At 65.2% G+C, this 14,366-nt stretch carries 15 protein-coding genes and 1 other RNA gene; 6 read left to right on the forward strand and 10 right to left on the reverse strand.

Annotated features, from left to right (window positions below; translation table 11 throughout):
• Positions 1 to 54 precede the first annotated feature (54 nt).
• From dtd to NX862_RS01100, 9 genes are all read right to left on the reverse strand, one after another.
• On the reverse strand, positions 55 to 495 hold the full coding sequence (dtd, locus tag NX862_RS01060; protein ID WP_264492023.1) for a D-aminoacyl-tRNA deacylase: 441 nt from the start codon (positions 493 to 495) through the stop codon (positions 55 to 57).
• The gene (locus NX862_RS01065) at positions 492 to 1,397 is read right to left on the reverse strand and encodes a carbohydrate kinase family protein (protein WP_264492024.1); all 906 of its coding nucleotides are present in this window, start codon (positions 1,395 to 1,397) and stop codon (positions 492 to 494) included. Before NX862_RS01065 ends, dtd begins: the two co-directional genes overlap by 4 nt.
• Positions 1,398 to 1,454: 57 nt before the next feature.
• Entirely contained in the window at positions 1,455 to 2,417 is a 963-nt protein-coding gene (locus tag NX862_RS01070) for a phosphoribosylaminoimidazolesuccinocarboxamide synthase (protein WP_264492025.1), read from the reverse strand.
• Positions 2,418 to 2,698: 281 nt separating this feature from the next.
• On the reverse strand, positions 2,699 to 3,847 hold the full coding sequence (locus NX862_RS01075) for a primosomal protein N' (replication factor Y) - superfamily II helicase (protein WP_413694531.1): 1,149 nt from the start codon (positions 3,845 to 3,847) through the stop codon (positions 2,699 to 2,701).
• 4 nt (positions 3,848 to 3,851) lie between these two features.
• Entirely contained in the window at positions 3,852 to 4,928 is a 1,077-nt protein-coding gene (locus NX862_RS01080; protein WP_264492027.1) for an SPFH domain-containing protein, read from the reverse strand.
• Positions 4,929 to 4,947: 19 nt separating this feature from the next.
• Positions 4,948 to 5,862 (reverse strand): DUF2927 domain-containing protein, encoded by a 915-nt coding sequence (locus tag NX862_RS01085; protein ID WP_264492028.1) that lies wholly within the window; start codon positions 5,860 to 5,862, stop codon positions 4,948 to 4,950.
• Between the two features lie 11 nt (positions 5,863 to 5,873).
• On the reverse strand, positions 5,874 to 7,049 hold the full coding sequence (locus NX862_RS01090; RefSeq protein ID WP_264492029.1) for a toxic anion resistance protein: 1,176 nt from the start codon (positions 7,047 to 7,049) through the stop codon (positions 5,874 to 5,876).
• Positions 7,050 to 7,090: 41 nt separating this feature from the next.
• A complete protein-coding gene (locus NX862_RS01095) occupies positions 7,091 to 7,963 on the reverse strand; it encodes a 5-bromo-4-chloroindolyl phosphate hydrolysis family protein (protein ID WP_264492030.1) in 873 nt (290 codons plus the stop codon).
• Positions 7,964 to 8,160: 197 nt separating this feature from the next.
• Positions 8,161 to 9,228: a pseudouridine synthase gene (locus NX862_RS01100; protein ID WP_264492031.1), complete on the reverse strand. Its 1,068-nt coding sequence runs from the start codon at positions 9,226 to 9,228 to the stop codon at positions 8,161 to 8,163.
• Positions 9,229 to 9,304: 76 nt separating this feature from the next.
• Between NX862_RS01100 and NX862_RS01105 the strand changes: the two genes are divergently transcribed.
• Positions 9,305 to 9,766 carry a nucleoside deaminase gene (locus NX862_RS01105; RefSeq protein WP_264492032.1) on the forward strand — a complete coding sequence of 154 codons (462 nt, stop codon included), beginning with the start codon at positions 9,305 to 9,307 and terminating at the stop codon, positions 9,764 to 9,766.
• Here the strand turns inward: NX862_RS01105 and NX862_RS01110 are convergent, their stop codons facing one another.
• Positions 9,767 to 10,447: a metal-dependent hydrolase gene (locus NX862_RS01110; protein ID WP_264492033.1), complete on the reverse strand. Its 681-nt coding sequence runs from the start codon at positions 10,445 to 10,447 to the stop codon at positions 9,767 to 9,769.
• Positions 10,448 to 10,558: 111 nt separating this feature from the next.
• Here NX862_RS01110 and gatC point away from each other — a divergent pair, with 111 nt between their 5' ends.
• From gatC to rnpB, 5 genes are all read left to right on the forward strand, one after another.
• Positions 10,559 to 10,846 carry an Asp-tRNA(Asn)/Glu-tRNA(Gln) amidotransferase subunit GatC gene (gene gatC, locus NX862_RS01115; protein WP_168775475.1) on the forward strand — a complete coding sequence of 96 codons (288 nt, stop codon included), beginning with the start codon at positions 10,559 to 10,561 and terminating at the stop codon, positions 10,844 to 10,846.
• The gene (gene gatA / locus NX862_RS01120) at positions 10,843 to 12,321 is read left to right on the forward strand and encodes an Asp-tRNA(Asn)/Glu-tRNA(Gln) amidotransferase subunit GatA (RefSeq protein WP_264492034.1); all 1,479 of its coding nucleotides are present in this window, start codon (positions 10,843 to 10,845) and stop codon (positions 12,319 to 12,321) included. The genes gatC and gatA overlap by 4 nt, the downstream gene beginning before the upstream one ends.
• 26 nt (positions 12,322 to 12,347) lie before the next feature.
• Positions 12,348 to 13,112, forward strand: coding sequence for a hypothetical protein (locus tag NX862_RS01125; protein WP_264492035.1), 765 nt, complete (start codon positions 12,348 to 12,350; stop codon positions 13,110 to 13,112).
• A 36-nt stretch (positions 13,113 to 13,148) separates the two neighbouring features.
• Positions 13,149 to 13,757 (forward strand): N-acetylmuramoyl-L-alanine amidase, encoded by a 609-nt coding sequence (locus NX862_RS01130; RefSeq protein WP_264492036.1) that lies wholly within the window; start codon positions 13,149 to 13,151, stop codon positions 13,755 to 13,757.
• Between the two features lie 100 nt (positions 13,758 to 13,857).
• An RNA gene (gene rnpB, locus NX862_RS01135) (RNase P RNA component class A) lies at positions 13,858 to 14,278 on the forward strand.
• Positions 14,279 to 14,366 lie beyond the last annotated feature (88 nt).

Here is a 14,366-nt window from a genome sequence, read left to right on the forward strand (position 1 = left end):
TGATCCCGCCGCACTGACCGACGCCGAGAGGTAGGGCGGGGTTCACCCCGCCGCTCACAGCGTCGCGGTGTCCATCCAGATCGTGACGGGGCCGTCGTTGTTCAAGGACACATCCATATCCGCGCCGAAAATGCCGTTTGCGACCGGGAGCGTTTCGGCCAGCTTGGCGGAGAAGTGGTCATAGAGCCGCTTGCCCTCCTCCGGGGCCGCCGCATAGGAAAACCCGGGCCGGTTGCCGCGCAGATCGGCTGCAAGCGTAAACTGGCTGACGACCAGGGCGCTGCCACCGATATCGGTGACGGACTTGTTCATCTTGCCCGCCTCGTCCTTGAATATCCGCAGCTTGACGATCTTGGCGGCCAGCTTGTCGGCCTCTGCCTCGGTGTCGCCCTGCATGGCGCAGATCAGGATCAGAAGGCCGGGGCCGATCGCGCCGACCTCGGCGCCATCGACCGTGACCGAAGCCCGGCTGACGCGCTGCAGCAGAGCCCTCACAGCTCGTGCGCCCAGGGCGGGTTGGCGCCGGGGCGCGAGACGGTGACGGCGGCGGCGCGGGTCCCCAGGGTCAAGGCCGCGTCCAGTTCGGCGTCGGTCAAGGCGGCAACCCGCGCCTTGGTCAGCGCGCCCGCCGCGTGCAGCGCACAAAGCGCGCCCGCGCCGACCGTATCGGCGACCGTCACTTTGGTCGCCGCGACAAAGCGGTTTTGCGTCGCGGTGATGGCCCGAGCGCCCTCGGCGCCCTCGGTGATAAAGACCAGCTTCGGCCCCTTGGCCAGAACAGCGCGGGCGAGGTCGGTCACATCGCCTTCGCCCATCAGCCAATGAAGGTCTTCATCCGACAGTTTGACGATATCGGCCGTGGCGATCATGCCCTCGATCCGGGCGCGGTATTGCGCCTCTTTGCCCGCGATGAAGCCGGGGCGGATATTGGGGTCGATCATGGTGACGCGGGTGGCGGCCTCACGCGATTGCAGCGCCGCATAGGTGCTGGCGGCCGGGTCGTTGACCAAAGAGATGCCGCCAAAGAACAGGGTCGAGACGCTGTCGGGCAGGACCGGCAGTTGATCTTGGGTCAGCATCAGACCCGCGGTGTTCTCGTCGTAAAAGGCGTAGGTCGCCTGACCGTTCACCAGTTTCACAAAGGCCACCGTCGTGGGCCGACCCGAGCGCGCGCAATAGCGCGTGTCGACCTTGGAGGCCTGCAGCGTGTCGGCCAGGATTTCCCCCAGCATGTCGGTGGAAATCCCGCTGAAAAACGCCGAGGGCGCGCCAAGCCGGCCCAAAGCGATGGCCGTGTTAAAGACGGCGCCACCGGCATAGGGCGCGAAGGCGGGTTCTCCTTGGGTGGACATGCGGGGCAACATGTCGATCAGGGCTTCGCCACAGCTGAGAATCATTCGGAACCTCCCGGGTTTTGGGCAGATTAGCCCTTCACGGCCTGTTAGCGCAAACAGTCAGGCGAAATAGGGATGCAAAGCGCTTCGGATGCGGTCCAGGGGCGTGGCGCCGGTCAGGTCGGGGGCAAAGGCCTCGCCGGTGATCGCCTCAAAAGCCTGGATATAGACTTCAGAGGTCTGAAGGATCATCTCGGCGGGGATTTCGGGGATCGCGTCCTTGTAGGGGTCGCAGCGCGCGGCGACCCAAGAGCGGATGACGTCCTTGTCGAAAGACGGCGGCCTTGTGCCCGCCTCGAAGGCCTGCGCATAGCCATCCGCCAGCCAATAGCGGCTGGAGTCCGGCGTGTGGATCTCATCGGCGATCAGGATATTGCCCGAAAGGTCGGTGCCGAATTCGTATTTCGTATCCACCAGGATCAGCCCGCGTTCCGCCGCCATCTTTTGTCCGCGCGCGAACAGGGCCAAGGCGGCCTCGGAAACGCGGTCCCACTGCGGCTTGGTCAACAGCCCCTGCGAGAGGATGTCACCCGCCGTCAAGGGCTCGTCATGGCCACCGTCAAAGGCCTTGGAGGTCGGCGTGATGATCGCCTGCGGCAGGGCCTGGTTGTCGCGCAGGCCATCGGGCAGGGTATGGCCATACATCTGGCGGACGCCTTGGCGATACTGGGTCAGCACCGAGGTCGAGGTGGTCCCCGCCAGATAGCCGCGCACCACGACTTCGACCGGCAGGATGGTCAGGCGCTTGCCGATGACCACGTTGGGGTCGGGATAAGAGATCACATGGTTCGGGATGATATCGCCGGTGCGTTCAAACCAGAACCGGGCGATCTGGGTCAGGACCTGGCCCTTGAAGGGGATGGCGGCCAGGATGCGGTCAAAGGCGCTGATCCGGTCGGAGGCCACAAGGATGCGCCGCCCATCGGGGTTCATGGCGTCTGCGGGCAGGTCGTAACAATCGCGGACCTTGCCGAAATAGGGGTGCGGCAGTTCAGGGATACGGGCGTGGTCGAGCGTGCGCATGTTTGCCTCCGGTGTATGGGGCCAAATGCAACGGGGCTGGGTCCATGTCAACGGAAAGCGGGCAAGGCCCTGCTTCCGTTGACATGGAGGAAGCGGGGGCTCATGCCACTTGTTTTTCGAACCAGTGGCGAAACACATGGCATACCCCCGCTTCAAGGGGAGCACGCTCCCCTTGAAAATCCCCGTGGATATTTATGAAAAGATGAAATGAAAGAGGCGCGGGCTTTTGGCGCCGCGCCCCCCTTTCATACTTGCCCAAATACTCTCTTGCGCGGGTGCCGTCAGCTGTTTTGGCTAAGGTAGTATCCCACCCCCGCCACCACGGCGACGCCCAGCACGGCGAAGGCGATCTTCCAGACGCTCCAGGGGCGTTCGCCCTGGACCTCTCCGGTTTGGCCGTTCACCAGAAACCGATAGCTTTTGCCGTTGTATTTGTAGGCCGCCATCCAGATCGGCAAAAGGATGTGCTTGAAGGTCTCGTCCCGCCAATCCACATCCATGCCGTCGATGCGCTGTTCGTCGCCGCCGATGTCGCGGCGGATGTCGCCTTCGATGATCCGCTCCATCTTGGCCTGCGCCGTCGAATGGCCATCCGCCAGGGCGACCGTATAGCCCTCGGCCTGAAATCCCGCCAGGTAATCGGGGCGGTAGGGCTCCAGCAACGACAGGTCCCAGGGTTCAAGATGGTCGGCCAGGTTCACCGGCAGGCTGGTCGCCGCAATCGCCAGCACATCGTCGAAATCGCGGGCAACATGGCCGCGGACATTGTGCCAGCGGATCTTGCGGACCTGCTCTTGGCGCTGTTCGTTGCGGCCGTTGACGTTGACCGTCACGGTCCGCGTCTCATAATAGGCATCGCCGCGCTGGCCGCGGTAATCGGTTTCCGTCTCGGCGTCGAAGGTCCAATAGGGGACATAGACGCCATTCATCGCCCGGCCCGCACGGGTGTATTGCAAAAGCCCGTTGGGGGCGAACCAGAGCGAGCCCAGCCAATCCAGCATCGCCTTGTGGGCAGTCTTTTCGTCCAGCTGGAAGGGCAGGACGGCTTGCGGTTTCAGTTTGCGTTCGGACCCGGTGTCCACGACGACCGGAGAGGCGCAGAACGGACATTCCTTCGAATGGCTGGCGCCGTCGAACTGCACCTGCGCGCCGCAGTTGGGGCATTTCGTCGCCCTGACCTCGGTGCTGGCCGTGGCGGGCAGGTCGTTGGACAGGCCTTGGGCCAGGGGCAGTTCCTCGAACCGCTTGGGGCCGCGGGCGGGCTTTGGCTTGGCCCAAGGCCCTGCGTTTTGGCCCGCATCAGCCGTGGCGTCTTCCTCTGCGATGGCCTGTTCAAAGCCGCAATGACCGCATTTCAGCTTGGTCACGCCGGGGGCAAAGCGCAGCTCTGCCCCGCATTGCCCGCAGGGATAGCGGTGTTCCTCCGAGATCATCTTACACTCCGGGCGGCGGCGGCGGGGGCACCTGACCGAAAAGCCGCGTCAATTCGGTGTCTCCTGCCGGCTTCCAGCCGTCCTGGCCCGCGGTCCAAACCTGGCTGGCGCGGCCGAAACCCGGTTGCTGGGTCAGCTGCTGTTCGCTGAACGGCCCCTGGGTCTGGCCATTCACCGCCAGGTGCCACTGCTTGCCCACAGGCGGCGGCGGAGGCGGCGCGGCGGCCGGTTGCGCCCCCCAAGGCCCCTGTTGCCCCATTTGAAAGCCCATCCCCGCCCCCATGGCTGCGCCCATCGTGGCGCCCATGGCAGAACCCGGTTGCGCCATCCCTTCGGCGGCGTTGAACTGCATGTATTTGTTCAGATCCCCCGCAATCCCCATCGAGGTGCGCTTGTCCAGCACCTTTTCGACCTCGTCGGGCAAGGAGATATTCTCGATGTAAAACTCGGGCAGGGTCAGGCCATAGGCGCCCACGGTCGGCGCAATCGCCTGGCCGACCAGCTTGGCAAGATCGACCGTATTGGCCGCCATATCCAGCACCGGGATGCCGGATTTCGCAAGCGCCTGGCTCATTTGCTGGACGATGATGTTGCGGATCTGGGTCGAGACCTCATCGGCGGTGAACTCGCCATCGGTGCCGACGATTTCCTTCAGGAACAGCGCCGCATCCGACACCCGCATCGAATAATTGCCAAAGGCGCGGATGCGCACGGGGCCGAATTCCGGGTCGCGGCACATGATCGGGTTCTGCGTGCCCCATTTCAGGTCGTTGAACCGGGTCGTGGACACAAAATACACCTCGGCCTTGAAGGGCGAGGAAAACCCGTGGTCCCAATGCTGCAGCGTCGTCATGATCGGCATGTTGTTGGTCTGCAGCTCATAGAGCCCGGGGCCAAAGACATCGGCGATCTGGCCCTCGTTGACAAAGACCGCGGCCTGGCCCTCACGGACCGTCAGCTTGGCGCCGTATTTGATTGCATTGTCACGGCGTTCGAACCGCCAGACCATCGTGTCGCGGGTGTCATCGGTCCAGGAGATGACGTCGATGAACTCGCCCTTCAGAAATCCGAATACCATGGGGCACCTCCGTTTGAGATTATGTTTGGCCGTCCAACAGACGGGTTGCAAGGCTTTCCACCACGGGCCGCGCCTGATCCTCGGTCATGCCGGGGCGCAGGTCGGGGGAATAGAGGATCGACAACATCGCCTCGTCCATCCGGGTCAGCAGGGCGAATTCCTGGTCGTCGTTGAAAATCGAGGGCCGGGCCAGGTTGCTGTCATTGGGCAGGCCAAGCGCCTGGGCCAATTCCTCGTGCAGGCAGGCTTGCATCAACAGCGGGGGATGTTCGGCGGGGATGACGGCAGTGGCGCGGGCATAGATCGGGCTGGAGCCATCCGATTGCGACAGGACCTGGCAAAAGGCGGTGTCGGGCATATGGGTCGCGGTCGCCAGCTGGCTGGCGGTCAGGCCGGGCAATTCGGCGGCAATGGTCGGCCCCAGGGCCGCGCGCTCATCGACGCTGCCAATGTGGATAAAGAAATTCGGCCGCCGGTCGTCCAGCGTGATCGCAAGCCCCGTCAGCCGCGACAGGCGAGACAGATACGACCCCACCGTCGCCCGATCCGCCGCCGCATCCTCGGCCGAGACCGAGGCGCCGATCTGCAGCGACACCCGGATCGGCCCCTGCCAGCGCTGCAGCGTGATCGCGCCGGTCTTGCCCGTCATCTCGCCGCCGCCATATTCCTCAAAGAACGCCACCGACAGGAAGGCGCGGGCCAGCATCGCATCGGTAAAGGGCGTGTCCGCGCCGCCGCCATCGGTGCGCAACAGGCCGTTGTCCAAAAGCCGGGCCTGAACCTCGGCGTAATGGGCGGCCAGCGCCTTGCTTTCGGGCGAGACCTCGACCACGGGCGCGGGGGCCACCGGCGCCACCACGGGCGGCGCCTGAGGGGGCGTGCAGGCCGTCAGGGCCGCCACCAAAAGGGCGGCCCGGACGGGGGCAAGGGGCATGGGCAGTCGCATCACCCGGTGATCGCCCCACCGGCCGTGGCCGTGGACTTGGCCGACGACAGCGTATCGCGCAGCTGCAGTTCCATCTTGCCCAGTTCCTCTTCGGCGGCGGCGCGCTTGGCCTTGCCTTCGTCGGCGATGCGCAAGCTGTCCTCGATCGTGGCGATCAGCGTGTCGTTGGCCGCCTTGACCGCTTCGATGTCAAAGATGCCGCGCTCCATCTCGGTGCGGACGATCTGGTTCGCCTCGCGCAGGTTGGTGGCGTTTTTCGTCAGCAGTTCGTTGGTCAGGTCGTTGGCATCCTTGATCGCCTCGGCGGCATCGCGCGACCGCTGGATCGTGACGGCCTGGGCCAGTTGGGTTTCCCACAGCGGCACGGTGTTCAAGAGGGTCGAGCTGATCTTGCCCACCAGCGACTTGTCGTTTTCCTGCACCAGACGGATCGAGGGCAGGGACTGCATCGTCACTTGCCGCGTCAGTTGCAGGTCCATCACCCGACGTTCCAGGTCGTCGCGGGCGGCGCGCAGGTCGCGCAGCTCCTGGGCCTTTTTCACTTGGTCATCGGCGGGGGCTGCGGTCACGGCGGCTTCGGCGGTGGGGATCACCGTCGCATCCAGTTCCGCGATCTTGGCCTTGCCGGCGGCGATATAAAGCCCCAGTTCGTCAAAGAAGGTCAGGGTCTTGGCGTAAAGGATGTCCAGCGCCTTGATGTCCTTCAACAGCGCGGTCTGATGGCCCATCAGGTTGCCGGTGATCTTGTCGATCTGGGTCTGGACCTCTTCGTAACGCTCCATGAACTGCACCAGGGGCGTGGCGGCGCCGGTCAGTTTCTCCCACCAGCTGCGTTCGCGGGCGGGGTCCAGCTCGCCACCCGAAAAGCCGCGGATGGTCGACACGATCTCGGTCAGGGCGGCGCCTGCGGGACCGACGTCCTTGTTTTTGACGCCGTTCAGCATCTCCTGGCTGATGACCTGCAATTCGGCCTGCGCGCCCGACCCGAAAGAGATGATCGACTGCGTGTTGGTCAGGTCAATCTCCGCCATGCGCTTTTCGATTTCGGCGGCTTGGGGCGCAGTTGCGGCCTCAAGTGCCACGACCTCGCCCAGAGGGGCGGGGAGGATGGCCTTGGTGACTTGCTCGACCTCGGCCAAGGCAGAGGCGGCGGCGGCTTGGATGGTTTCGGTCATGCTGAACCCCTGTAAGGCTTTGATTTGTCAGGCTTGAAATGTCAGGCTTGGTATTTCAGACGGTCGCGCAGGACCTGGATTTCGATATCCAGGCCGGTCTGATCGTTGGACAACAGTTTTTCCGTGCGTTGGGCGAAAGTGGTTTCCAGGTCGCTGAGCAGCGCTTCATAATCGGCACGGGCCTTGGGATTGGGACCCGCGGACAGAAGATCGGCCAGCTTGATCGTCGCATCCCGGGCGCCTTGCAGATAGACCGACAGATAGGTCCGGGCGGCTGTCAGGTCGCGGGGATCGTTTTCCACCTGGCGAAACAGCTTGCGGGCGGCCTGGGCAAAGCCCTCGACCCGGGTTTCAAGGGCGCTGTCGCGGGCGCGCAGGATGGCGTCCTTCATCTGGGTCAGGGTCGCTTCGGCCTCGGCCACGGCGCGGGCGACGCGGTCGGTCTGGTAAAGGTCGACGCCCTCTAGCCCCTTGTTCTTCAACGGGTCGATGCCGAAAGAGCCCAGATGCAGGGCCGCGCCGATCATGCCGATGGCAAACAGCGCCAGATCGTTGTGCTGCCACAACAGCGCGCCCGACATCAGCGCCGCCCCCGTCAGCGCCGCGCCAAAGATCTTGCGCGGGATGGCGGGGCGGCGAGCGACCTTGCGGGCGTTGTAATCGGCCTCGGCCTTGAGACCCTCCCGCGTCAGCCAAGCGGCCAGGATCATCAGGGCGGCGGCGGCCAGCCCCGTGAAAAGCGCACCATTGCCGCCGGTGAAGGCCCTGAACAGGAAAGGGAAAGCCAGGGCGAACAGCAGCCCCGATTTCAGCCCGGCCCCCGAGGGCGGGGGTGCGGCCTCGACCAGGGTTTCGCCTTGCTGCGCGCCTGTCGCGGCGCCGGGAGAGTATTTGCCGACGATCCTGCGGGCCATCAGAGGCCTCCTCCGAAGGCGGTGTAAAGGGTCAGGGCGATCAGGACGATGAAAGCAAGGCTTTGTAACGATTTCGACGACATGGGGCCTCCGCTGGCGGGGTCGGGGCAAATATAGGCAAGCGGTTAACGCTTGGCTATGGGCCTTGGGGGAAATCCGCCGGGGGAATGGGGGGGAAATCTTCCCCCCATCCGCGATCAGGGCTTTTTGGGGCGCGGGGTGGTGGGGCGCGGGGTGGAGGATTTGGCGCCGGTGGGCCTGGGGCCCTTGGCACCCGGAGCTTTTGCCGCCGCCGCTTTGTAGCCAGCGCCACGGGCCGCCGACTTTTCACGCGGGCTTTCCAGCCTTGTCATGCCCGCACGATCAGGGCCAGCACGATCAGGACGCGGTTTCAGCGTCAGCTTGCCGCCGGGTTTGGGCGCGGCCTTGGCGCGGTCTTCGGGCAGGTCGGATTGGTCGCCCGTCAGGCCCAACTGGTCGCGCATGACGCGGGTCTTGACCTCTGTCACCTGGCCGGGTTCCAGTTCCCCCAAGGAGAACGGCCCGTAAGAGGTGCGGATCAGGCGGTTCACCTGAAGGCCCACAGCCGACATGGCGCGGCGGATCTCGCGGTTCTTGCCCTCACGCAGGCCGACGGTCAGCCAGGCGTTCGCGCCCTGGATGCGGTCCAGCGACACGATCATCGGTTGGAACTTCTCGCCATCGACGACAATCCCGCGGCGCAAAGGCTCCAGGTCGGGGTCCATCGGATTGCCGTTCACCCGCACGCGGTATTTGCGCAGCCAACCGGTCGAGGGAAGCTCCAGCCGCCGCTTGATCTCGCCGTCGTTGGTCAGGAGGAGGAGGCCTTCGGAGTTCAGGTCGAGGCGGCCGACGGTCATCACCCGGGGCAGATCCTCGGGCAGGTGGTCAAAGACCGTGTCGCGGCCCTTTTCGTCGGATTCCGAGGTCACGAGGCCGTCGGGCTTGTAGTAAAGCCAAAGCCGCGGCGGTTCGGGGGCGCCGATCGGATGGCCCGACACCGTGATGCGATCCTTGGCCGTCACGTTCAGCGCCGGAGAGGTGATCTGCTTGCCGTTCACCGTGACTTCGCCGGCCTCGATCATGCGTTCCACCTCGCGGCGCGACGCCACGCCGGCGCGGGACAGGACCTTGGCGATGCGCTCGCCTTCGGGCGTCGTGGCGGGCGTCTTGGGGGCGTCAGCGGCCACTGGAGCGGGTTTAGGCGCCGTCTTGCGGGGTTTCGGCTTTTCTTCGGCGGCCATAATCGTCATCCTTGGCCTTGGTGGCCGGCCCCGGGGGCTGTCTGCCCCCGGACCCCCGAGAGATATTTGAGCCAGTATGAAAGAGCAACCTGCCTTCCTGTCTTATATGAATCTTGCGCTGGAAGAGGCGCGAGCGGCGGGCGCGCGCGGGGAAGTGCCGGTGGGGGCGGTGGTCGTGTTTCAGGGGGCAGTGGTGGCGCGGGCGGGGAACCGGACGCGGGAGCTGTCAGACCCCACAGCCCATGCCGAGGTTCTGGCGATCAGGGCGGCCTGTCAGGCGGCGGGCTCCGAGCGGCTGGTGGGCCATGATCTGTATGTGACGCTGGAGCCCTGTCCAATGTGCGCGGGCGCGATTGCGGCGGCGCGGGTGGGGCGGGTTTACTATGGGGCCGGCGATCCGAAGTCGGGCGGTGTGGCGCAGGGGCCGCGGGTGTTTTCTCATCCGCAATGCCATCATGCGCCCGAGGTTTATGACGGGATCAGCGCCCCGGAGGCCGAGGCGCTGTTGAAGGGGTTTTTCGGCGCGCTGCGAGGATGATCACAGTGTGATCGGCTCCATCACCTGGGGTTCGATCACATGGACGCCCGGCAGGGCTGCGATCAGCGCGGCTGCGGATTGTTCCAGAAGCGGGAAGGTCCGGTAGTGGCAGGGGATCACGGTCTGGAAGTTGAAATAGCGCTTGGCGGCATAGGCGGCGCGTTTCATGTCCATCGTGAAATGGCCGCCCGCCGAGAGGATGCCGATGGTGGGTTTGTGCAGGTCGCCCATCCAATCCATGTCGGCCATGATGTCGGTATCGCCCGAGACATAGATGACCTGGCCTTCGCCTGCGATCATGAAGCCGGATTCCGAGCCGACATTCACGCCGTCCAGCGACGAGGAATGGCAGGCGTTGACCATGGTGACTTTCGCGCCGCCCGCATCCACCGTGCCGCCCTTGTTGAAGCCGATGATCTGGACGCCATGCTTTTCGGCCAGGTGGCCCACGAGGTCATAGATGCCCGCCACGGGAATGTTCAGCTCTTTGGCAATCGCCGGGCCGTCGCCGGTGTGATCGCCGTGCCCGTGGGTCAGGAAGACATGGGTGGCGCCTTGGATGGCCTCGGCGCGGCGGCCCTCGGGGAAGACCGGATTGCCGGTGAACCAGGGGTCGATCAGCAGGATCGCGCCTTCGATTTCGATGCGAAAGCCGGAATGGCCAAGCCAAGTGATTTTCATGATGGGTCTCCTTTGGGCGCTAACCTAGAGCGGGCGCGCAAAAACCCAAGGGCTTCTTGCGAAACGGCCCTCCCTTGGCTAAACGGGGCCGAACATCACCGGAGACACCCCATGTCCATCGACATTGCGACCGCGGCCAAGGTGGCCAAGCTCGCCCGCATCCGCGTCGAGGAAGACCAGTTGCCCAAATTGGCCGAACAGCTTTCGGGCATCCTGGGCTTCATGGAGCAGTTGAACGAAGTGAATGTCGACGGGATCGAGCCCATGGTTTCGGTCACGCCGATGCGCCTGGTGCGCCGCAAGGATGCGGTGACGGATGGGAATATCCAGGCCCAAGTGTTGAAGAACGCGCCCGATGCGCGGGAAGGCTTTTTCGCTGTGCCGAAGGTGGTGGAATGACCAACGCGAACCAACTGACCATTGCCGCGGCGCGCGACGCCCTGCGCAAGCGCGAGATTTCGGCTGTTGACCTGACCATGGCTTGCCTGACGGCCATCGACGCGGGCGACAGGCTGAACGCCTTTGTCCACAAGACGCCAGAGATTGCCTTGGACCAGGCGCGGGCGGCGGATGAGCGTCTGAAGGGCGATGCGCCGGATCTGTGCGGGATCCCCCTGGGGATAAAGGACCTGTTCTGCACCAAGGGCGTGCCGTCGCAGGCCGCCAGCCGCATCCTGCAGGGCTTCAAGCCGGAATATGAATCGACGGTGACGTCGAAGCTGTTTGGCGCGGGGGCCGTGATGTTGGGGAAGCTCAACATGGACGAGTTCGCGATGGGGTCGTCGAACGAGACCTCGGTTTACGGGCCTGCGGTCAATCCGTGGAAGGTCGATGACCGGTTGTTGACGCCCGGGGGGTCCTCGGGTGGGTCTGCGGCGGCGGTGGCGGCGGATCTGTGCCTTGGCGCCACGGGGACCGATACCGGCGGGTCGATCCGCCAGCCTGCGGCTTTTACCGGGATCACCGGGATCAAGCCGACCTATGGGCGGGTGTCGCGCTGGGGCGTGGTGGCCTTTGCCTCGTCGCTGGATCAAGCCGGGCCGATGACCAAATCGGTGCGCGATGCGGCGATCTTTTTGGCCGCCATGTCGGGCCATGACTCCAAGGATTCGACCAGCGCCGATATCGCGGTGCCGGATTTCGAGGCGGCCTTGACCGGCGACATCCGCGGTAAAAAGATCGGCATCCCGCGCGAATACCGGATGGAGGGGATGCCCGCCGAGATCGACGCGCTTTGGGCGCAGGGCATCGCCATGCTGAAGGATGCCGGCGCCGAGATCGTCGATATCAGCTTGCCGCATACGAAATATGCGCTGCCGGCCTATTACGTGATTGCTCCGGCCGAGGCGTCCAGCAACCTCGCCCGCTATGACGGGGTGCGCTATGGGCACCGCGCCAGCCTGGCCGCGGGCGATGGCATCACCGATATGTATGAAAAGACCCGGGCCGAGGGCTTTGGCCCCGAGGTCCAGCGCCGGATCATGGTCGGGACCTATGTCCTGTCAGCCGGGTTCTATGACGCCTATTACAACCGCGCGCGCAAGGTCCGCGCCCTGATCAAGCGCGACTTCGAAGAGGTCTTTGCGGCAGGGGTCGATGCGATCCTGACGCCCGCCACGCCCTCCAGCGCCTTTGGTCTTGGAGAGATGGCTTCGGCGGACCCGGTCGAAATGTATCTGAACGACGTCTTCACCGTGACCGTGAACCTGGCGGGCCTGCCGGGGGTGACGGTGCCTGTCGGGCTGGACGCCAAGGGCTTGCCGCTGGGTCTGCAGCTGATCGGGCGGCCCTGGGACGAGGCGGGGTTGCTGAACCATGCCTATGTGCTGGAACAGGCGGCGGGCTTTGTGGCGAAGCCTGCAAAATGGTGGTAAGCGGCACAAACAGCAGGGGGCGGACCATGCGCAAGGCTTATTCTTTGGTGGCTCTGGCGGTTCTGGCGGCCTGTGGTCCGGTGGTGCCTGACAGCAATCCGCAGGGCGCGGGGTTCCAGGACTATAACTCTTATGTCCGCAACAGTGTGGCGGGCAATCAGGCTTCGGCTTATCCGGGCGCAGGGATCGCGACCCCGCCCGTGACCGGCTTTTCCACCGACAGCGCCGCGGCGGCGATTGCGGCGGCAGAGGGCGGGACGGTGGCGCCGTTGAACGGGACGGGCTTTGGGGCAGTGACGGCCCAGGCCGGCGCGGCGCTTCCTGGCATCGACCCGGCCTGTCAGGGCCGCGGTCAGACCATGGCCGGCATCCAGGAGACGACCTCGGAGATGAACTACGCCGCCGGTGGCGTGTCCGACGAGCAGGACTTCGGCGCCGTCTCCAGCCGCGAATCGATTGAAAGCGACAAGCAGCGCATCGCCTGCAACCGTCAGCAATATGTCGTGGTCCAGCCCGGCGCCATCCCGCAGCGTCCGAATGACGAGGGGCCGAATATCGCGGCCTATGCCCTGGCCACCAACAATGCGCCGGGGGTCAAGCTTTACAGCCGGCCGCCGTTTTACCTGACCAATCCGGAAAAGGCCTGCGCCAAGTTCACCTCTTCGGACAAGGCGCAGCAGGCGTTTCTGGCGGCGGGCGGGCCGCAGCGGGACAGCAAGGCGCTGGACCCGGACGGCGACGGCTTTGCCTGCGCCTGGGACCCGCGGCCCTTCCGCGCTGCCACGCAGTAAATGGTCTCGCCCAACCACGGCGAAAGGCGCGGGGGGATGACCCCGCGCCTTGTCGTTTTGCACTATACCGCCATGGCGAGTTTCGCCGAGGCGCGGGCGCGGCTGTGTGATCCCGCGCATGAGGTTTCGGCGCATTGGCTGGTCGATGTCGATGGCAGGGCCGAAGCCCTGGTGGCAGAGGGTCGCCGCGCCTGGCACGCCGGGGCAGGGGCCTGGGGCGGCTGCACGGATGTGAATTCCGCCTCGGTGGGGATCGAGATCCAGAATGACGGCAGCAGTCCTTTCCCGGCGCGGCAGATGGCAGGGGTGGAGCGTTTGCTGGCGGATGTGCTGGGGCGCTGGGGGATAGCTCCTGAGGGCGTGATCGGCCATTCCGACATGGCGCCTTTGCGCAAGCAGGACCCGGGGCGGCGATTCGATTGGCGGGCGCTTGCGTCTGCGGGCCTGTCGGTCTGGCCCGAGGACCGGGTGGCCAAGGCGCAGGGGTTCACCTCTTGGGCGGCGGAGTTCGGCTATCGGGGGCCCGAGGACGCCGTGCTGGCGGCCTTTCGGCTGCGATTCCGGCCCTGGGGGCGCGGGCCGGTCTCTGCGGTGGATGCGGGGCTGATGCAGGACCTGGCGACGCGCTTTCCGGCTGTTGTTTAATCGAGCGGCCTTGCCGCATTGTTTTCATCTCGCCTCTGGGCCTGCGGCCCAACCGGCTCGGGGTTGACGATGCGGTGAGGTTGCGGCATGAGGCCCTTGCGCGGAGAGCTGGATGACCGCGGGGGGCAACCCTCGAGGAAAGTCCGGACTCCAGGAAGTAAGGGTGCCGGGTAACGCCCGGCGGGGGCAACCCCAGGGAAAGCGCCACAGAGAAAAGTCTGCCGGGCCTAAGGGGGGCAACCCCTGGCGGCTGGTGATGGTGAAACGGTGGGGTAAGAGCCCACCACGGACCTGGCAACAGGGACGGTATGGCAAGCCCCACCCGGAGCAATGCCGAATAGGGGTCCTGTCGCGGAAAGGTCCGGACCGACAGCGAAAGCTGCCGGAGACCTCCGCGGGGGAGCTTCGACCCAGGGACCCGGGTTGGCAGCTTGACCGCCGTGGCGACACGGTTGGCAGAGGAATGGTCATCCAGGGGAGAGATCCCCGGACAGAATCCGGCTTACAGGCTCTCCGCGCAAATCATTAAGGGTAAAAACCGCGGCTTGGCCTGTTGACTCTGCCGGGGGGACGGGTAAAAGGCAGGCTGATCATTTTGACGGGGGCCAC

Origin of the sequence: Stagnihabitans lacustris, assembly GCF_025950525.1 — a bacterium.
Lineage (GTDB): Bacteria > Pseudomonadota > Alphaproteobacteria > Rhodobacterales > Rhodobacteraceae > Stagnihabitans.